Source organism: Microbacterium sp. UFMG61 (assembly GCF_015354505.1).
Lineage (GTDB): Bacteria > Actinomycetota > Actinomycetes > Actinomycetales > Microbacteriaceae > Microbacterium.
Genome location: NZ_JACAFP010000008.1, coordinates 74,707 through 90,706, shown reverse-complemented (window position 1 = coordinate 90,706; position 16,000 = coordinate 74,707). Strand labels below are relative to the sequence as shown.

Genomic DNA, 16,000 nt, shown 5'->3' with positions numbered 1-16,000 from the left:
CCGCCGCGGATCAGCGCCGCCCGCGACGTCAGTGCTGCAGCGGATGCAGCTCCGCCGCCCGCGCCACGGCATCAGCATCACCGCACTGTGCGAGCCAGTTCGCGATGAGACGGTAGCCTCCCTCGGTCAGGACGCTCTCGGGGTGGAACTGCACTCCGACGATCGGCAGCTCGGTGTGCGCGAGCGCCATGACGGTGCCACTGGCGGTGCGCGCCGACACGTGCAGCTCGGCGGGCAGGTCGCTCTCGGTGAGCGCGAGCGAGTGATAACGGCCGACGTGGAACGGCGAGGGGATGCCCTCGAACAGCGCAGATCCGTCGTGCACGACGCTCGACACCATCCCGTGCATGAGCTCGGGCGCCTCGACCACGGGAGCGCCGAACGCTTCACCGATGGCCTGATGTCCGAGGCAGACGCCGAGCAGCGGCATCCCGAGCCCGGCGACGAGGCGCACGGCATCCACCGTGATGCCCGCCTCGCGGGGGGTTCCCGGACCCGGCGAGATCATCACGCCGTCGACACCGGGAAGCAGTGCGCTGAACGCCGCCGTGTCGACGGCATCCGACTCGATCATCGTGACCTCGGCGCCGAGTTCGCGCAGGTAGCCGACGAGCGTATGCACGAAGCTGTCGTGGTTGTCCACGACGAGCACGCGGGTCATTCGAGGTCGACTTCGCCCGGTGTGATCAGCGGGCTCACCCAGGGGAAGACGAACCAGAAGAGCGCGTAGAGCACGGCGGCGACCAGCGCGAGCACGATGAAGAGTCGCAGCCACCAGGGGCCGGGCAGGATGCGCCAGATCGCGGCGTACATATGTCGTCGTTCCCTTCGGTCAGATCGACGGAGCGGCCGGGGGCGGCGGCGGGTCGGTGAGCGCGGCAGGAGGTCCTTCGGCGCGGGGCTGGAAGCTCTCGAACACGCCGTACGCCACGATGCGCTCGGCGAGCGAGTACAGGGGCGAGCATGCCGTCAACGTGATGTACCTCTCTCCTGTCTCGACCCCGGGCATCTGCGGCACGTCGAGAAGCACCTCGGTCTGCGTGGGCTTCACGTACTCCAGCGTGCGGAATCGGTAGGTGAACCATCCGTCCGGCGTCTCCACGACGATCGCATCGCCCAGCTGCAGCTTGTCTATCTGGTTGAACGGCTTGCCCCAGGTCGTGCGGTGCCCCGCCATCGCGAAGTTCCCGACCTCTCCGGGCATCTTCGAGTCGGTGTAGACGCCGATGCCGAGATCGTCGAGCGTGCGAGCGCGGCTTGTTCCGCCGTAGATGCCGACGTTGTACTCCGAGCCGAAGCGCGGGATGTGCATCTGTGCCATCCACTGCGCGTCTGCGGGGTGCGCGGGGATCACCGGCTCGTAGTACGTCGTTCCGTCTTCGGCCTCGACGAGCGGCGGGGGCTCGGGAGCAGGCGCGTCAGCGAGCTGCTGCGACACCTGGGCGCCCTCGTCGTTCTTCTGCGCGCTGATGATGATGTCGCCGATCCACATCTGCCACGCGACGAACAGCAGCACGACCACGCCCGCGGTGAGCAGGAGCTCGCCGAGGACGCTCGTGAACGTGGCGCGCGATCGAGGGCGGCGGTTCCGTGCTCGTCGCTCCCCCGAGACGACGGATGCAGTCATGCGCCGATATTATCCCGACCGCCTGAACGAACGCCCCTGAGACCCGGTCCCATCTTCGAAAGAACTCATGGGTACAATGTCGGAATGGCACGTGACCGCAAGATCGAAGAGCCCGAAGCACCCCGCAGCGAGGGCGACACCACCCCCAACGCCGTGTGGTTCAAGCCGGTGATGGTCGGCTTCATGCTGCTCGGTCTCGCGTGGATCCTCGTGTTCTACATCTCCGGCATGCAGTTCCCGATCCCGGGTCTCGACAACTGGAACCTCGCGATCGGACTCGGCATCGCCCTGATCGGCTTCCTGATGACCACTCGCTGGCGCTGACGCCGGCCGCTCACGTACTGAAGGCCCCTCTCGCTCCGGCGAGAGGGGCCTTCTTCGGTTCTTCACCGAAGTTATCCACAGGTTATCCCCAATATGGGGAGAATTACACAGATGTTATTCACACCCGTTAACAACCCTGTTAACAACTCCCGATCAGGAGTAAACCGTGGTGATGAGCAGCGGAGGTACGAAGGCGACGATCGCCAGCAGCGCCACGACGACCGCTGAGAGCAGCACGATCTGCAGGGTGCGCTGGTCTCGTCGACGGGTGCGCGTGAGGATGAACGCGACCAGCGCGCCGACGAGCGCGCCACCGAGGTGGGCCTGCCACGCGATGCCGCCGATGAAGAACCCGATGACGAAGTTGATGCCGAGGATCACGAGGATCCCCGTGACGTTCGCCCCGAGGTGCCTGCCGACGATGAGCAGCGCGGCCATGAGTCCGAAGATCGCTCCCGAGGCGCCGACCGTGGCCGTGCCGGGGGCGATGAGCGCGACGGCCACGGAGCCGCCGATGCCGCTGATCAGATAGAGAGCGAGGTATCGGACGCGACCGAGCATGGGCTCGAGGTTCTGCCCGAGCATCCACAGCGCGAGCATGTTGAGCGCGAGATGGATGAACCCGCCGTGCACGAAGACGGCGGTGAGCAGGCGCCAGGGCTCGAAGGGGTAGAGCGAGAGATCGGGGTAGAGGTACGCGGCGGCGAAGAGCAGCTGCTGCGTGATGGCGCCGCCCATGCCCGGCACCATCTGCAGCAGGCCGATGATCGAGGTGATCAGCAGCAGCGTGTAGGTGACGACAGGCTTGCCGCCGCGTGCCGTGGCCATCGCGGGTCGACTGCGCCAGCGGCGCTCGGCACGTTTCTGCGCGGGGGTGCGGTTCTTGCGCTCGGCCTGCATGCACTCGGGGCAGATCACTCCGACCGCCGCCTGGGTCTGACACTCGGGACAGATGGTGCGCAGGCACCGCTGGCAGAGCACGAAGCTCTGCCGATCCGGATGCCGGTAGCAGAAGTTGTCGCGGTTGTCCGCGAACTCAGGCGTGGTCATCCGGATCGGCCAGCGTCGGCGTCAGGCCGCGACGATGTCGATCGACTGCAGCACGACCGGCTCGATCGGGCGGTCGCCCGCAGCGGTCGGCACAGCGGCGATCTTGTCGACGACAGCCTTCGAGGCGTCGTCGGCGACCTCGCCGAAGATCGTGTGCTTGCCCTGCAGCCACGGCGTCGGATCGGTCGTGATGAAGAACTGCGAGCCGTTGGTGCCCTCGGCCTTGCCCGTGATGGCGTTGCGACGCAGGCCGGCGTTGGCCATGGCGAGGATGTAGGGCTCGTTGAAGTTGAGCTCCATGTTGATCTCGTCGTCGAAGTTGTAGCCGGGGCCGCCGACGCCCTGTCCGAGCGGGTCGCCGCCCTGGATCATGAAGTTGGGGATGATGCGGTGGAAGATGACGTCCTTGTACAGCGCGCCCTCGCCCGGCTTACCCGTGGCCGGGTGAGTCCAGTCCTGGGTGCCGTCGGCGAGACCGACGAAGTTCTTGACCGTCTTCGGGGCGTGGTCGCCGAAGAGGTTGATGACGATGTCACCGTGGTTGGTGTGCAGGGTTGCGACATGAGAAGCGTGAGCCATGCCCTTATTCTCGCAGAGCTTCCCATGTGTGCGGCCTGAACTAGCGCGGTTCACCGCTCAGCGCAAGGGTTCGGCGATTCCCTCCCCCCATCCGGCCTCCCGTGGCAAGATGGGGAACCCGTACTCCAATCGACAGGAGAGCATCGTGAGCATCAGCCGCAAGCGGAAGAAGGAGCTGCGTCGTCTTCAGAAAGACGCCAACCAGCTCTGGGAGAACCAGCAGGTCCTGGTCGGCCACGCCGCCGACGTCGCCCGCGAGGCCGGTCGCCAGCTCGGCCACTTCGGCCGCGAGCAGGTCGGTCCTGTCGTACAGGACACCTACAACCGTCGCGTCCAGCCGGTCGTCGACCGCGGCGTGCGTCTCGGTCACCACGTGGTGGACGACAAGGTCGTCCCGATCGTCGGTGGAGTCGTCGGCACCGCGCTCACCGCGTGGGATGTCGCCAACGCCAAGCGCGAGCGTGTCGTGAAGAAGGTCAAGAAGGCCACCAAGCCTGAGCCCAAGGGTCCGGGCCTCGGATCGGTCATCGCCATCATCCTCGGTGCGGCCGCAGCCGTCGGCGTTCTCTACGCCGCCTGGCAGGCCCTGCGCGCCGACGACGAGCTCTGGGTCGCCGACGACCCGCTCTCCGCACCTGACGCGTGATTTCGACATCGGATTCCCCGGCCGCTGAGCCGGGGAATCTCCATGCCCGGGTGACGGATGCCGCGGAGTCACGCGGTCTCGACATCGAGATCCGCGAGCGGCCTGAGGCCCGCAGCCTCTTCGAGGCCGCGGAGCTGCTCGGCATCCTGCCCTCCGGCATCGTCAAGACGCTCGTCGTCAAGCGGTCCGACGACACCTACCTGTTCGCGCTGGTGCCGGGAGGCCGGTCGATCTCGTGGCCCAAGCTGCGTGCGGTCGTCGGTGTCAACAAGCTGCGTCTTCCCGAGCCCGACCTCGCGCTCGCGGCGACGGGCTACGAGCGCGGGACCATCGTCCCCATCGGCAGCACCACCGACTGGCCGATCTACGCCGACGAGTCGATCGTCGGACAGCGCATCGCGATGGGTGCCGGTGCGCACGGCTACAGCCTGTTCGTCGACGCCGATGATCTCATCGCCGCATACGGCGCGACCGTCGCCGACATCTCGGTGCCCGAAGAGCCTCGAGACTGAGTCCGAGCGCCGCCTCGGTCAGAGGATGCCGGCCATCCGCAGAGCGATGTCGACGAGTTTCACCCGCTGCAGGTCAGCCACCGACGCCAGAGTAAACCACTCTGCCCTGTCGGTGGATCCTTCGGTCTCGAAGCGGAGTTTTCCCCCTCTCACTGTCGCCCGGTAGACGATCCGGAGCGTGTGCAACGGCTGATCAGACGTATTCACCCGCTGGCTCGCCGGGATGACCCGTGAGTGGATGCCCAGCAGTTCGCCGACCTTGACGGTGTACCCGGTCTCTTCGCGGAGCTCTCGGCGGACCGCATCCTCCGGAGACTCGCCCGGCTCGAGACCGCCGCCCGGCATGGTCCAGGCCACTCGGCGTCCCTCGATCCAGCGCGCCAGAAGTATGCGTCCGTCGTCATCGGTGACGACCGCGTATGCCGCGACCCGCATGTCCATGACCTCACCATAACCGGGTTCCGTTCGATGCCGTCGTCGTGTGACCGAGATCGATCAGGAATCGAGAAGCACAGCGGGCCACGGCATCCGTAGTGTGAGATCCATCGCAGATCATCCCGTGAAAGGAGCCGGTCATGGCCGACAACGAGAAGAACTTCAGCGCCGAAGAGCGCGAGGCGATGAAGGAGGCGGCGGCCGACAAGCGCAAGTCGCGCTCCCGGGCGAAGAAGACCCCCGACGAGGTGCGCGCCGAGGGTGTGGCCGACCTCGAGGCGGCGGTCGCCAAGCTGCCCGACGAGAAGGATCGTGAGCTCTCGTTGGCGCTGCACGCCCTCGTCTCCGAGGTGGCGCCCGAGCTGATGCCGCGCACCTATTACGGCATGCCCGCGTGGGGCAAGGACGGCAAGGTGCTCTGCTTCTTCCAGCCCGCCAGCAAGTTCAAGGTCCGCTACGGCACCTTCGGCTTCGAGCCGATCTCGAACCTCGACGACGGCACCATGTGGCCGACCGCTTACGCTCTGCTCGAACTCACGGCTGCCAACCGCACGGCGCTCGCGGAGCGCATCCGTATCGCCGTCAGCTGAGCAGCCGTTCCCGAGGGAGTTCCCGCGCAGTAGCGTGGATGCCGTGAGCACACTGCCGTTCCCCGCCTCCGTGTACGCCGCCCGACTCGACCGCGCCGCAGCCCTCGCCGCCGACGCCGGTCTCGACGCGATCATCGTGGGCCCGGGCCCCGACCTGCAGTATCTGGTCGGCGTCGAGGGCGACACGATCGAACGGCTCACCGCACTCGTTCTCGGACCGGGACTCGCCCCCACGATCGTGGTGCCGCGCATGGAACTCGCGAAGGTGCGGACCACGGCGGTGGGCGCGCTCGGCCTCGCGGTGTCCGACTGGGTCGATGGAGAGAACCCGTACGATCTCGTCGCGGATGCCCTCGGCTCCGTCAGCCGAGTGGGTGTCTCCGACGCGCTGCCGGCGCTGCACGTCATCCCTCTGGGCGAAAGGCTCGGCGTGCGGGTCGAGCTGGCGACCCCTGTGCTGCGCGAGGGACGCATGATCAAGGACGCAGACGAGATCGCCGAGCTGCGGCGGGCGGGGGCGGCGATCGACGCCGTGCATCGCCGTGTACCCGAGTGGCTGCGCGCCGGGCGCACCGAACGCGAGGTGGCCGCCGACATCGCGGAGGCGATCGTGGCCGAGGGGCACCGCACGGTCGAGTTCGTGATCGTCGGCTCGGGCCCGAACGGTGCCGACCCGCACCACGAGGTCTCCGACCGCGTGATCGGCGACGGCGAGATCGTCGTCGTCGACATCGGGGGAGCGGTGCCGAGCGGCTACAACTCCGACAGCACCAGGACATATGTGGTCGGGAATCCCGCACCCGAGGCCGCCGAGCGGATCGCAGTGCTGGTGCGCGCGCAGCAGGCCGCGGTCGACTCCGTACGACCGGGTGCGACCGCAGCACAGGTCGATGCCGCAGCGCGCCGGGTGCTGACGGATGCCGGGCTCGGCGAGGCGTTCCTGCACCGCACCGGCCACGGCATCGGCGTCTCGGTGCACGAGGAGCCGTACATCGCACCGGGCAACGACCTGGTGCTGCGAGAGGGCATGGCGTTCAGCATCGAGCCCGGCATCTACTTCGCCGGGGAGTGGGGTGCCCGCATCGAAGACATCGTCGTCGTGACGGGCGCCGGCGGCGAGCGGCTGAACGTGGCGCCGCACGGCCTCCGCGCCGTCTGATCCGCACCACGTCAAGCCCCTGCGGGTCACGAGCACGGGAGGGGATACTTCCCGCATGGCATCCGATGACAGGCCCGCGCCCGAGCTCACGGCGGATGGCCACCACGTCGTCATCGACGGGCGACGCTGGCGAGCGACCGACCCGTCGATCCCCGACGGATTCCGCCAGGAACTGGTGGACGAGCTGATGGCGGCGCGACGGGCGGTGAAGGCATCCGAGTCCGATGCGCGTCGGCGGGTGCAGGATGCGAAGACGGCGCTCGGGGAACGCGGTGCACCCTGGTGGGAGGACCGCACCGGCGCGACCTTCGATGAGCGGATCGCGGCGACGATCCGAACCCTCCTTCGACACCGAGGTCAGTCGTCGATCTGTCCGAGCGATGTCGCGCGCACCGTCGGAGGTCCATCCTGGCGTCCGGTGATGCCCGATGTGCGCAGAGTCGCCGCCGACCTCGCCGATCTGGACGAGATCATCGTCACTCAGAAGCAGCAGCCGGTGAGCATCCGGGAGGCTCGTGGTCCCGTGCGCATCATCCGCGGCCCGCGGATCTGAGGTCGATCGAATCACCGATCGTCATCGACCTCCGAGTCAGAGGATGTCGTAGTACCCGCCGTAGGGGAAGTCGAGGTCGCCGGTGTCTCGCTCATCGAACGCCACCGTCGCCACGCTGATCGTCACCCGACTGTGCTGCGTGATCAGAACACTCACCTGGCGATTGCCGACGACCACGAAATCCACGAAGATTCCGGAGGTCTTCGCGGCCTCCTCGATGCGACGGCGCAGATCCGCGACGTCCTGATCCTGCGCAAGAAGATAGCTCGCCGAGTCGAAGATGGCCTCTGTCTGGATCATCGTCTTCGCCGCAGTCATGACGGGAACGCTACGCCCCGTCATCGAACGCGGGAAGGGGGGTTGTGGAGGAGGCTCCGACATGGCAGGGGAGTCACCGCCGCCAGGCCGTCGCCCGATGACGATCCACCGTCTCGATGTCCTCGACCGACGGGGAGCCCAGGGGCTGCGATCATTCGTTCGGGCACGTGACGGCGAACGTCAGCGTCGCATCGACGCGCTCGTACTCACCGGTGACCGTATTGATCGACGCGGGGACACCGACCTCGCGCGGGGCGATGTCGGCATACCCTTCGAGTTCAGTGACGAAGAGCACGGACGTCTCCTCACCCCGTTCGATCGAGATCTCGCCGCGCGACTGGAACTTCGCGGCCACACCGTCGTCACCCACCCATGCGGCGATACTCGACTCGGCTCCCTCGTCGTACTGCGTGGTCACCCCCGAGGGCACAAGCAGGTCCTCCGCGATCACGGTGATGTACCGATCCCAGTCGCAGAGGGGCTTCGTGGGATGCCCGACCACCTCGTGGGCTTCGCCGTCTTTCATATAGGTGATCGAGACGGTCGGCTCAGTGAACGCCGGAGTCGGCGACGGAACGGGGGTGGGAGTGGAGTCCTCGGCACTCTGATCAGATGAGCAGGATGTGAGGAGCAGGGCCGAGATGACGGCGACGACGCCGATGGTCGTCCGTCGTGTGCTCATGGGTGCGCTCCGTTCGCGAGATCGTCGAGGTACGACTCACTGCTAAGGATGCATGATGAATGCCGATGCCTCGGAATGCACAGGGGTCCGGAAAAGTTGCGTGGACATCCGAGTTGTTAACAGATCCATCCACAGCTGTGGATGGATTTCCCTGATCAGGAGGACCATTTCTGCGCGCGCGGAGTTGTTAACAGGGTTGTTAACACCTGTGGAGGAGGGGCACAGTCGAGGTCGTCGGGGAGGCTCTGGGCGCCGGAGGGGGAGGTTCGATGAAGAGAAGTCGTCGACGTGCGCACCTTCGGGATCCGCTACTCGGGCGATGTGCAGCTCACCGAAGCCGAGCAGACCATCCCTTGAACGCCCGCGAGACGCAGAAACGAGAAGGCCCCGCACGAAGCGGGGCCTTCTCGAACTGTCTCAACACAGTGTGGAGCCTAGGAGATTCGAACTCCTGACATCCTGCTTGCAAAGCAGGCGCTCTACCAACTGAGCTAAGGCCCCGTGAGGGAATTTCTTGAGTTGAGGAGTGGGCCCACCAGGACTTGAACCTGGGACCTCTTCATTATCAGTGAAGCGCTCTAACCGCCTGAGCTATGGGCCCGTCAACCTCCAGAACTTTACCGGAGATTTCGACAAAATCCCAATCGAGGGCGGGGACCTGACCGGGCCCCGCCCTCGACCGGCGTCAGTCGCCCGGGCGAATGGTCGCACTGCCCGCCGAGAGCGAGACCTCGATCGTGTTCCGCGCGCCGCCGGACTGGTCGACACGAGCGTCGAGAGACCCCGCACTCACGTCCTGGATGATCGAGTACGACTCGTCCGGAACGGTGAGATCGAGGGACCCGGCGCTGACGTCGATGGTCGTCTGCGAAGGCGCCCGCCCGGTCAGCTCGACGTTCAGGTCACCGGCCGCGACGCTGAGGTCCGCCTCGTCGACACCGTCGAGAACGGCATCGGCGCGACCGGCGCTCATGTCGATGCGCAGACTGCTCGCGGCGCCTTCGATGTCGAGCGCACCCGCGTTCACCGAGATGTCGAGGGCACCGAAGTCACCCGCCACGTCGAGACTTCCCGCGTCGAGAGTCAGGTCGGCATCGAGTGCAGCATCCCGCAAGCTCTCCGGCAGGGTGAGCACCGCCGACTCGTCGTCACCGAACCAGCTTCCGAACCACCAGCCGAACCGGAACTCCGGGCTGCGGACGACCAGATCGTCCCCCTCGCGCTCGAGCGTCCACCCGGGTCCGCGACTGTTCGTGACCGAGAGCTCCGCCTCGTCGACGTCGCCGAACTCGATGCGCATCGCCCCGGCATCCACATCGAGGTCGAGCCCCTGGAGTCCCGAGACGTCCGCGGTCTGCAGTGAGTCGGTGCCCTCGGTCGACGAGGCGATGAGGCCGCCCGTCGCCGCGACGGCAGCCGTGGCACCCGAGCCGAGCAGCGCGATGCCCCCCACGATCGCGGTCACGATCATGATCGCCCTCGCTCCCGACGAGGATCCGCCCCCACCGGAGGGGACCTGGGTCGAGGAGTCGGCCCCGGTCGGCACAGCGGCATGAGTGTCGGCGGGCTGTGCATCCGGCGTGGATGCCGGGGGCGGCGTGTACGGCGTGTGGCCGCCCGGGAAGTCGTCGTTCGTGGTCATCGTCCCACTCCTGTCTGTCCGGTCGGCGTCGTGCCGCCCGTGTTCTCGATGTGAGCCAGCGCTGCGAGGACTCGACGGTTGCCCGACTCGCCCTGCTCGAGGCCCAGCTTCTGGAAGATCGCGGTGATGTGCTTCTCGACGCTCGCCTCCGAGAGGAAGAGCAGTGCGGCGATCGCCTGGTTCGACTTCCCCTCGGCGATCAGCGCCAGCACGGTGCGCTCGCGCTCGGTGAGTCGCAGCATCCGGTCGTCGCGATTGCGCCGAGTGAGCAGCTGAGCCACGACTTCGGGATCGAGCACGGTCGCGCCTTCGGAGATGCGCTGCACGGAACCGAGGAACTCGGCGACGTCGGCCACGCGATCCTTGAGCAGGTAGCCGAGGGGGCCGCCCTGCGCCGCGATCAGGTCGGATGCGTAGCGCTCCTCGACGTACTGCGAGAGCACGAGCAGCGGGAGTGCGGGATTCGTGTCGCGAAGGTGCAGGGCGGCGCGGATGCCCTCGTCCGTGAACGTCGGCGGCAGCCGCACATCGAGGATGCAGAGCTCGGGGTCGGTGTCGGCGACCGCCTCATCGAGGCCCTCGATGTCGGGGAGCGCCGCGACCACGCTGTGGCCGGCATCCTCCAGCAGCCGCACGAGTCCTTCGCGCAGCAGGACGGAGTCCTCGCAGATCAGGATGCGCATGGCACGTTCACCTCCAGGCTGGTCGGTCCACCCAGCGGACTCTCGAGGCGGAAGGTTCCGCCGGCCGCGAGGATGCGGTTCGCGATGCCGTCGAGGCCACCACCGGGCTGCACCTGCGCGCCGCCCATGCCGTTGTCCTCGACGCGGGCCCAGAGCACGCCTCCCTCACGCAGTCGCACCGTCACCCTCGTCTCGCTGGCACGGGAGTGCTTGGCGGCATTCGTGAGCGACTCGGCGATCGAGAAGTACACCGCGGCCTCAGCGTCTCGACAAGCCCTCTGGGTCCCTGAGCCCGTCGACGGGTCCATGCGGACGTCGAGACTCACCGGGATGTGCGAGCGGCTGGCGAGGGCAGAGAGAGCGGCGTCGAGTCCGCGGTCGTCAAGGACCGACGCGTGGATGCCTCGGGCGAGCTGTCGCAGCTCGGTGATCGCCGCCTTGGTCGAGGTGTGGGCTTCGGAGATCAGCTCCTTCGCGGCGGCCGGATCGTTGTCGATCTTCTGCTGGGCGAGCCCCAGCGTCATCCCGACCGACACCAGTCGCGGCTGGACGCCGTCATGCAGATCCCGCTCGATGCGCGTGCGCTCCAGGTCGGCCGCACGCACCGCGCCCTCCCGTTGCGCTGTACTGGTGCGCACGCGCTCGGTGAGCTCGGCCTCGCGGCTGCGGATCACGACGGCGAGTGAGATCACCCGGTGCAGCAGCGCCAGACCGATCATGCCGGCGATCGAGGCGGCGATCCCGAGGATGCCGATGAGCGGCGCCCAGGTGGCGTCGATCCCCCCGCCGCCGAACGGCCCGATCACCGTGTCGGTGCCCGCCAGGGGAGCGAAGCAGATCACGATCGACCACACGACGCCCCAGGCCAGCCGCAGCACGATCCAGCCGAGGACGGCCGTGATGGCGAAGTTCGCCAGTGCCCTCCACATGCGGCCGTCGATCGCCTGTCGTCCGAGCGCCCGCAGCCACCCGACGAATCCCGGGCGGTCACGCGGACGCCACCGCAGGGGAGCGATCGGTGTCCTGTAGAGCGCACCGACCCGAGCGACCTCGAACCAGCCCACGCCGAAGAGCGCGTAGACGAGGCCGACGAGGAGCACGATCCCGACGCCGGCGGCGAAGAGCAGTCCCAGCCCCGTACCGAGGAGTCCCGAGAGAGTCGCGAAGATGAATCCACCGATGACCCCGATGCCCGCCAGATGCAGGATCGTGAGCACGATGCGCAGCGGCGGCTTCGTGGCCGTCGCCGGTGGTGGCGTGGCAGTCTGTGTCGTCATGTCTCCACGGTACGGCGGCACGGATCACGCCGACACCGAGGCATCCCGACACCCTGATTCGGGTTTTCCCTACCGCCCCGGTGTCGCGCGTGAGAGTGAAAGGGGGAGCGCGGTGGCAACCGTTCTGATTCACTGAGCGCATGACCGCACATGAGGGTGAACCGCACGGCTCGGGGCTCGGACAGCGACTCAACTGGCTGCGCGCCGGAGTGCTCGGGGCGAACGACGGCATCGTGTCCGTCGCGTCGCTGCTGGTCGGTGTCGCCGGTGCGACCACCGACAACGCCGCACTGCTGACCGCAGGACTCGCGGGACTCGTGGGCGGGGCCATCTCGATGGCTCTCGGCGAGTACGTCTCGGTGAGCAGCCAGCGCGACAGCGAGCGGGCGCTGATCGCCAAGGAGCTCACCGAACTGCAGACCATGCCCGAGGCCGAGCTGACGGAGCTCACGGGCCTCTACCGCGAACGCGGTCTCAGTGAGGAGACAGCGCGTCGGGTCGCGCAGGAGCTCACGGCCCACGACGCCCTCGCAGCCCATCTCGAGGTCGAGCTCGGCATCGATCAGGACGATCTGGTGAATCCCTGGCATGCGGCGCTGTCGTCTGCGGTGGCGTTCACTCTCGGCGCGCTGCTGCCGCTTCTCGCCATTCTGCTTCCGCCGCCCGAGTGGAGGGTTCCCGTCACGTTCGTAGCCGTGCTTCTGGCGCTCGCACTCACCGGCACGGTGTCGGCCCGCATCGGCGGCTCCCCGGCGGGGCGCGCCTCGATACGACTCGTCATCGGCGGGGCGCTCGCGCTGCTCGCCACCTGGCTGATCGGGACGCTGCTCGGCACGACGGGAGTCGTCTAGATCGTGCTCTCAGACAGCGAGAAGGGCGGATGCCGAAGCATCCGCCCTTCTGTGTGTCTGTGTGTCGACCGGTCAGTTCGAGGTGAACCCGACCAGAAGCCCGCCCGTCACCTTCACCGCGACGTTGTAGATGCCGGCGACGACCGCGCCGAGCACCGTGAAGACGATCAGATTGAGGATCGAGACGACGGCCGCGAAGGCCATCACCTGGGGAAGACCCGCCAGCTCAGAGATCCGCACCGAGTCACTCGTGATCGTGCCGATGAACTCGTCTGCCTGGTTGAGGACGCCGGTCGCCTGCAGCACGAGGTAGATCAGGAAGAACGACACCATGGTGACGATCGCGAGCGCGACAGCTCCCAGGAAAGAGAGCTTCACTGCGGACCAGAAATCGACGTAGACGAGGCGCAGGCGGACCTGCTTGCCTCCGGTCTTACGCGTGGACTTCTTCGCCAGCTTGTCGGCTACCGTGCTCATGCGTCTGCTTCCTCAGGGTTCTCGGTCGTCTCGGGGGAGGTGGTGGAGGACTCCGCCTCCGCCTCACCCGACGCGTCGTCCTCGGTGAGGCCCCGCTCACCGTTGCGGGCGATGGCGAGGATCCGGTCGGCTTCCGTCGTCCGTGCGAACACCACTCCCATGGTGTCGCGGCCCTTGGCGGGCACCTCGGCCACGGCAGAGCGTACCACCTTGCCGCTGGAGAGAACCACCAAGACCTCGTCGTCCTCCGAGACCATCAGACCACCCGCGAGAGTGCCCCGGTCATCGTGCAGCTTGGCGACCTTGATGCCGAATCCACCACGTCCCTGGACGCGATATTCCTCGATCGCGGTGCGCTTCGCATAGCCGCCGTCGGTCACGACGAACACGTACTGACCGATGGCTGCGACGGATGCCGACAGCAGACTGTCGCCCTCGCGGAACTTCATTCCCTTGACGCCGGCGGTCGCGCGGCCCATCGGGCGCAGAGCCTCATCGGTCGCGCTGAACCGCACCGACATGCCCTTGCGGCTGATGAGCAGGATGTCGTCCTCGGCGTTGACCATCAGAGCCGAGACGAGCTCGTCCTCGTCGTTCAGACGGATCGCGATGACGCCGCCCTGACGGTTGGTGTCATAGCTGGCGAGGCTCGTCTTCTTCACGAGGCCGTCACGCGTCGCGAGCACGAGGTAGTCGGCCACCTCGTAGTCGCGGATGTCCAGCACCTGCGCGATGTTCTCGTCGGGCTGGAGCGCGAGCAGGTTGGCGACGTGCGTGCCCTTCGCATCGCGACCGGCCTCGGGGACCTCGTAGGTCTTCGCCCGGTAGACGCGACCCTTGTCGGTGAAGAACAGCAGCCAGTGGTGCGTGGTCGTCACGAAGAAGTGCTCGACGATGTCGTCCGCACGCAGCTGAGCACCCTTGATGCCCTTGCCGCCGCGGTGCTGCGACCGGTAGTTGTCGCTGCGCGTGCGCTTGATGTAGCCGGCGCGCGTGATGGTGACGACCATCTCCTCTTCGGCGATGAGGTCTTCCATCGACACGTCGCCGTCGAATCCGTGCAGGATGTGCGTGCGACGCTCGTCGCCGAAGCGGTCGACGATTCCGGTGAGCTCATCGCGGATGATGCCGCGCTGCAGGCCCTCGTCGGCGAGGATCGCGTTGTACTCGGCGATGAGCCTCTCGAGCTCGGCCGCCTCGTCGAGGATCTTCTGCCGCTCGAGTGCCGCAAGGCGGCGCAGCTGCATGTCGAGGATGGCCTGTGCCTGGTCGTCATCGATGTCGAGGAGCTTCTTGAGTCCCTCACGAGCGTCCTCGACCGTCGCGGAGCGACGGATCAGCGCGATGACCTCGTCGAGAGCATCCAGTGCCTTGAGGTATCCGCGCAGGATGTGCATGCGTCGCTCGGCCTTGGCGAGGCGGAACTGTGTGCGGCGGACGATGACCTCGAGCTGGTGGGTGATCCAGTTCGTCACGAAGCCGTCGATCGCGAGGGTGCGGGGCACGCCGTCGACGATCGCGAGCATGTTCGCGCCGAAGTTCTCCTGCAGCTGGGTGTGCTTGTACAGGTTGTTCAGCACGACCTTGGCGACCGCGTCGCGCTTGAGCACGACGACGAGACGCTGACCCGTGCGGTCGGACGACTCGTCGCGGATGTCGGCGATGCCGGTGATCTTGCCGTCACGGGCGAGATCGCCGATCTTCACCGCGACGTTGTCGGGATTCACCTGGTACGGCAGCTCGGTCACGACGAGACAGGTACGACCCTGGATCTCCTCGACGTTCACGACCGCGCGCATCGTGATCGACCCACGACCGGTGCGGTACGCCTCCTGCACGCCCTTGGTGCCGAGGATCTGGGCGCCGGTCGGGAAGTCCGGCCCGGGGATGCGCTGGATCAGACCCTCGAGCAGTTCCTCACGGGGGAGACCCGGGTTGTCGAGCGCCCACAGGGCCGCAGCCGAGACCTCGCGAAGGTTGTGCGGAGGGATGTTGGTCGCCATTCCCACCGCGATGCCGACCGACCCGTTGACGAGCAGGTTCGGGAATCGCGCGGGCAGGACGGTCGGTTCCTGGGTCTGACCGTCGTAGTTGTCCTGGAAGTCGACCGTGTCCTCTTCGATGTCCCGCACCATCTCGAGCGCGAGCGGAGCCATCTTGGTCTCGGTGTATCGGGGAGCGGCGGCGCCCATGTTGCCGGGGGAGCCGAAGTTTCCCTGTCCGAGCGCGAGCGGATACCGGAGCGACCACGGCTGCACCAGACGGACGAGGGCGTCGTAGATCGCCGAGTCGCCGTGCGGGTGGTACTGGCCCATGACCTCGCCCACCACACGGGCGCACTTCGAGAACGACTTGTCGGGGCGGAACCCGCCGTCGTACATGCCGTACAGCACGCGCCGGTGCACGGGCTTGAGTCCGTCGCGGACGTCGGGGAGCGCACGGCCCACGATCACGGCCATCGCGTAGTCGAGATAGCTGCGCTGCATCTCGGACTGCAGATCGACCTGATCGATCTTGCCGTGGTCGTGGCCCTCGGTGATGTCGGGGCGTTCTTCGTCAGTCATGTGTCATTTCCTGGTTGCGGAGCTGTTTCCT

The 16,000-nt window shown here is 67.1% G+C and carries 20 protein-coding genes and 2 tRNA genes; 7 read left to right on the top strand and 15 right to left on the bottom strand.

The window, feature by feature from the left end; translation table 11 throughout:
- Nucleotides 1–28: 28 nt before the first annotated feature.
- From IXW21_RS11545 to IXW21_RS11535, 3 genes are read right to left on the bottom strand one after another with little or no spacing between them, the layout of a single operon-like run.
- Nucleotides 29–661, bottom strand: coding sequence for an anthranilate synthase component II (locus tag IXW21_RS11545; RefSeq protein ID WP_194764401.1), 633 nt, complete (start codon nucleotides 659–661; stop codon nucleotides 29–31).
- Nucleotides 658–813, bottom strand: a complete 156-nt coding sequence (locus tag IXW21_RS11540) for a hypothetical protein (protein ID WP_194764400.1) — start codon at nucleotides 811–813, stop codon at nucleotides 658–660. The genes IXW21_RS11545 and IXW21_RS11540 overlap by 4 nt, the downstream gene beginning before the upstream one ends.
- 19 nt (nucleotides 814–832) lie before the next feature.
- A complete protein-coding gene (locus tag IXW21_RS11535) occupies nucleotides 833–1,627 on the bottom strand; it encodes a class E sortase (protein WP_194764399.1) in 795 nt (264 codons plus the stop codon).
- Nucleotides 1,628–1,711: 84 nt separating this feature from the next.
- Here IXW21_RS11535 and IXW21_RS11530 point away from each other — a divergent pair, with 84 nt between their 5' ends.
- Nucleotides 1,712–1,951, top strand: coding sequence for a cell division protein CrgA (locus IXW21_RS11530; protein ID WP_194764398.1), 240 nt, complete (start codon nucleotides 1,712–1,714; stop codon nucleotides 1,949–1,951).
- A 153-nt stretch (nucleotides 1,952–2,104) separates the two neighbouring features.
- Here IXW21_RS11530 and IXW21_RS11525 read toward each other — a convergent pair whose 3' ends face one another.
- On the bottom strand, nucleotides 2,105–3,001 hold the full coding sequence (locus IXW21_RS11525; RefSeq protein ID WP_194764397.1) for a rhomboid family intramembrane serine protease: 897 nt from the start codon (nucleotides 2,999–3,001) through the stop codon (nucleotides 2,105–2,107).
- A 21-nt stretch (nucleotides 3,002–3,022) separates the two neighbouring features.
- Nucleotides 3,023–3,580, bottom strand: a complete 558-nt coding sequence (locus tag IXW21_RS11520) for a peptidylprolyl isomerase (protein WP_194764396.1) — start codon at nucleotides 3,578–3,580, stop codon at nucleotides 3,023–3,025.
- A gap of 145 nt (nucleotides 3,581–3,725) precedes the next feature.
- Here IXW21_RS11520 and IXW21_RS11515 point away from each other — a divergent pair, with 145 nt between their 5' ends.
- Entirely contained in the window at nucleotides 3,726–4,226 is a 501-nt protein-coding gene (locus IXW21_RS11515; RefSeq protein ID WP_194764395.1) for a DNA helicase, read from the top strand.
- Between the two features lie 50 nt (nucleotides 4,227–4,276).
- A complete protein-coding gene (locus IXW21_RS11510) occupies nucleotides 4,277–4,738 on the top strand; it encodes an aminoacyl-tRNA deacylase (RefSeq protein ID WP_194764394.1) in 462 nt (153 codons plus the stop codon).
- Nucleotides 4,739–4,756: 18 nt separating this feature from the next.
- Here the strand turns inward: IXW21_RS11510 and IXW21_RS11505 are convergent, their stop codons facing one another.
- Nucleotides 4,757–5,179 (bottom strand): NUDIX hydrolase, encoded by a 423-nt coding sequence (locus IXW21_RS11505; protein ID WP_194764393.1) that lies wholly within the window; start codon nucleotides 5,177–5,179, stop codon nucleotides 4,757–4,759.
- A 134-nt stretch (nucleotides 5,180–5,313) separates the two neighbouring features.
- On the opposite strand from IXW21_RS11505, the gene IXW21_RS11500 reads away from it, so the two are divergent.
- The 3 genes from IXW21_RS11500 to IXW21_RS11490 are packed head-to-tail and all read left to right on the top strand — an operon-like array spanning nucleotide 5,314 to nucleotide 7,475.
- Nucleotides 5,314–5,763 (top strand): DUF1801 domain-containing protein, encoded by a 450-nt coding sequence (locus IXW21_RS11500; protein ID WP_194764392.1) that lies wholly within the window; start codon nucleotides 5,314–5,316, stop codon nucleotides 5,761–5,763.
- Nucleotides 5,764–5,806: 43 nt separating this feature from the next.
- Complete coding sequence (locus IXW21_RS11495; protein ID WP_194764391.1) at nucleotides 5,807–6,922, top strand: M24 family metallopeptidase; 1,116 nt, start codon at nucleotides 5,807–5,809, stop codon at nucleotides 6,920–6,922.
- A gap of 55 nt (nucleotides 6,923–6,977) precedes the next feature.
- The gene (locus tag IXW21_RS11490) at nucleotides 6,978–7,475 is read left to right on the top strand and encodes a DUF3253 domain-containing protein (RefSeq protein WP_194764390.1); all 498 of its coding nucleotides are present in this window, start codon (nucleotides 6,978–6,980) and stop codon (nucleotides 7,473–7,475) included.
- A 36-nt stretch (nucleotides 7,476–7,511) separates the two neighbouring features.
- Here IXW21_RS11490 and IXW21_RS11485 read toward each other — a convergent pair whose 3' ends face one another.
- The 7 genes from IXW21_RS11485 to IXW21_RS11455 form a co-directional block, all read right to left on the bottom strand.
- On the bottom strand, nucleotides 7,512–7,793 hold the full coding sequence (locus IXW21_RS11485) for a hypothetical protein (protein WP_194764389.1): 282 nt from the start codon (nucleotides 7,791–7,793) through the stop codon (nucleotides 7,512–7,514).
- Nucleotides 7,794–7,944: 151 nt separating this feature from the next.
- Nucleotides 7,945–8,475 (bottom strand): hypothetical protein, encoded by a 531-nt coding sequence (locus tag IXW21_RS11480; RefSeq protein WP_194764388.1) that lies wholly within the window; start codon nucleotides 8,473–8,475, stop codon nucleotides 7,945–7,947.
- Nucleotides 8,476–8,903: 428 nt separating this feature from the next.
- Nucleotides 8,904–8,976: transfer RNA gene (locus IXW21_RS11475), tRNA-Ala, on the bottom strand.
- A 26-nt stretch (nucleotides 8,977–9,002) separates the two neighbouring features.
- A tRNA-Ile gene (locus tag IXW21_RS11470) sits at nucleotides 9,003–9,076 on the bottom strand.
- A gap of 84 nt (nucleotides 9,077–9,160) precedes the next feature.
- Nucleotides 9,161–10,117 (bottom strand): DUF4097 domain-containing protein, encoded by a 957-nt coding sequence (locus IXW21_RS11465; RefSeq protein ID WP_228528446.1) that lies wholly within the window; start codon nucleotides 10,115–10,117, stop codon nucleotides 9,161–9,163.
- The gene (locus IXW21_RS11460; RefSeq protein ID WP_194764387.1) at nucleotides 10,114–10,800 is read right to left on the bottom strand and encodes a LuxR C-terminal-related transcriptional regulator; all 687 of its coding nucleotides are present in this window, start codon (nucleotides 10,798–10,800) and stop codon (nucleotides 10,114–10,116) included. Before IXW21_RS11460 ends, IXW21_RS11465 begins: the two co-directional genes overlap by 4 nt.
- The gene (locus IXW21_RS11455) at nucleotides 10,788–12,077 is read right to left on the bottom strand and encodes a sensor histidine kinase (protein WP_194764386.1); all 1,290 of its coding nucleotides are present in this window, start codon (nucleotides 12,075–12,077) and stop codon (nucleotides 10,788–10,790) included. Before IXW21_RS11455 ends, IXW21_RS11460 begins: the two co-directional genes overlap by 13 nt.
- 140 nt (nucleotides 12,078–12,217) lie before the next feature.
- Between IXW21_RS11455 and IXW21_RS11450 the strand changes: the two genes are divergently transcribed.
- Nucleotides 12,218–12,928 (top strand): VIT1/CCC1 transporter family protein, encoded by a 711-nt coding sequence (locus IXW21_RS11450; RefSeq protein WP_194764385.1) that lies wholly within the window; start codon nucleotides 12,218–12,220, stop codon nucleotides 12,926–12,928.
- Nucleotides 12,929–13,000: 72 nt separating this feature from the next.
- On the opposite strand, the gene IXW21_RS11445 is transcribed toward IXW21_RS11450, so the two are convergent.
- Together IXW21_RS11445 and gyrA are read right to left on the bottom strand one after the other, a co-directional pair.
- Nucleotides 13,001–13,405: a DUF3566 domain-containing protein gene (locus IXW21_RS11445; protein ID WP_194764384.1), complete on the bottom strand. Its 405-nt coding sequence runs from the start codon at nucleotides 13,403–13,405 to the stop codon at nucleotides 13,001–13,003.
- On the bottom strand, nucleotides 13,402–15,969 hold the full coding sequence (gyrA, locus tag IXW21_RS11440; protein WP_194764383.1) for a DNA gyrase subunit A: 2,568 nt from the start codon (nucleotides 15,967–15,969) through the stop codon (nucleotides 13,402–13,404). Before gyrA ends, IXW21_RS11445 begins: the two co-directional genes overlap by 4 nt.
- Between the last annotated feature and the right edge of the window lie 31 nt (nucleotides 15,970–16,000).

Excerpts from the sequence above, each read along its gene's own strand:
- IXW21_RS11545 (WP_194764401.1), bottom strand. The coding sequence starts at position 661 with ATGACCCGCGTGCTCGTCGTGGACAACCACGACAGCTTCGTGCATACG.
- IXW21_RS11540 (WP_194764400.1), bottom strand. The coding sequence starts at position 813 with ATGTACGCCGCGATCTGGCGCATCCTGCCCGGCCCCTGGTGGCTGCGA.
- IXW21_RS11535 (WP_194764399.1), bottom strand. The coding sequence starts at position 1,627 with ATGACTGCATCCGTCGTCTCGGGGGAGCGACGAGCACGGAACCGCCGC.
- IXW21_RS11530 (WP_194764398.1), top strand. The coding sequence starts at position 1,712 with ATGGCACGTGACCGCAAGATCGAAGAGCCCGAAGCACCCCGCAGCGAG.
- IXW21_RS11525 (WP_194764397.1), bottom strand. The coding sequence starts at position 3,001 with ATGACCACGCCTGAGTTCGCGGACAACCGCGACAACTTCTGCTACCGG.
- IXW21_RS11520 (WP_194764396.1), bottom strand. The coding sequence starts at position 3,580 with ATGGCTCACGCTTCTCATGTCGCAACCCTGCACACCAACCACGGTGAC.
- IXW21_RS11505 (WP_194764393.1), bottom strand. The coding sequence starts at position 5,179 with ATGGACATGCGGGTCGCGGCATACGCGGTCGTCACCGATGACGACGGA.
- IXW21_RS11500 (WP_194764392.1), top strand. The coding sequence starts at position 5,314 with ATGGCCGACAACGAGAAGAACTTCAGCGCCGAAGAGCGCGAGGCGATG.
- IXW21_RS11490 (WP_194764390.1), top strand. The coding sequence starts at position 6,978 with ATGGCATCCGATGACAGGCCCGCGCCCGAGCTCACGGCGGATGGCCAC.
- IXW21_RS11485 (WP_194764389.1), bottom strand. The coding sequence starts at position 7,793 with ATGACTGCGGCGAAGACGATGATCCAGACAGAGGCCATCTTCGACTCG.
- IXW21_RS11480 (WP_194764388.1), bottom strand. The coding sequence starts at position 8,475 with ATGAGCACACGACGGACGACCATCGGCGTCGTCGCCGTCATCTCGGCC.
- IXW21_RS11465 (WP_228528446.1), bottom strand. The coding sequence starts at position 10,117 with ATGACCACGAACGACGACTTCCCGGGCGGCCACACGCCGTACACGCCG.
- IXW21_RS11460 (WP_194764387.1), bottom strand. The coding sequence starts at position 10,800 with ATGCGCATCCTGATCTGCGAGGACTCCGTCCTGCTGCGCGAAGGACTC.
- IXW21_RS11455 (WP_194764386.1), bottom strand. The coding sequence starts at position 12,077 with ATGACGACACAGACTGCCACGCCACCACCGGCGACGGCCACGAAGCCG.
- IXW21_RS11450 (WP_194764385.1), top strand. The coding sequence starts at position 12,218 with ATGACCGCACATGAGGGTGAACCGCACGGCTCGGGGCTCGGACAGCGA.
- IXW21_RS11445 (WP_194764384.1), bottom strand. The coding sequence starts at position 13,405 with ATGAGCACGGTAGCCGACAAGCTGGCGAAGAAGTCCACGCGTAAGACC.
- gyrA (WP_194764383.1), bottom strand. The coding sequence starts at position 15,969 with ATGACTGACGAAGAACGCCCCGACATCACCGAGGGCCACGACCACGGC.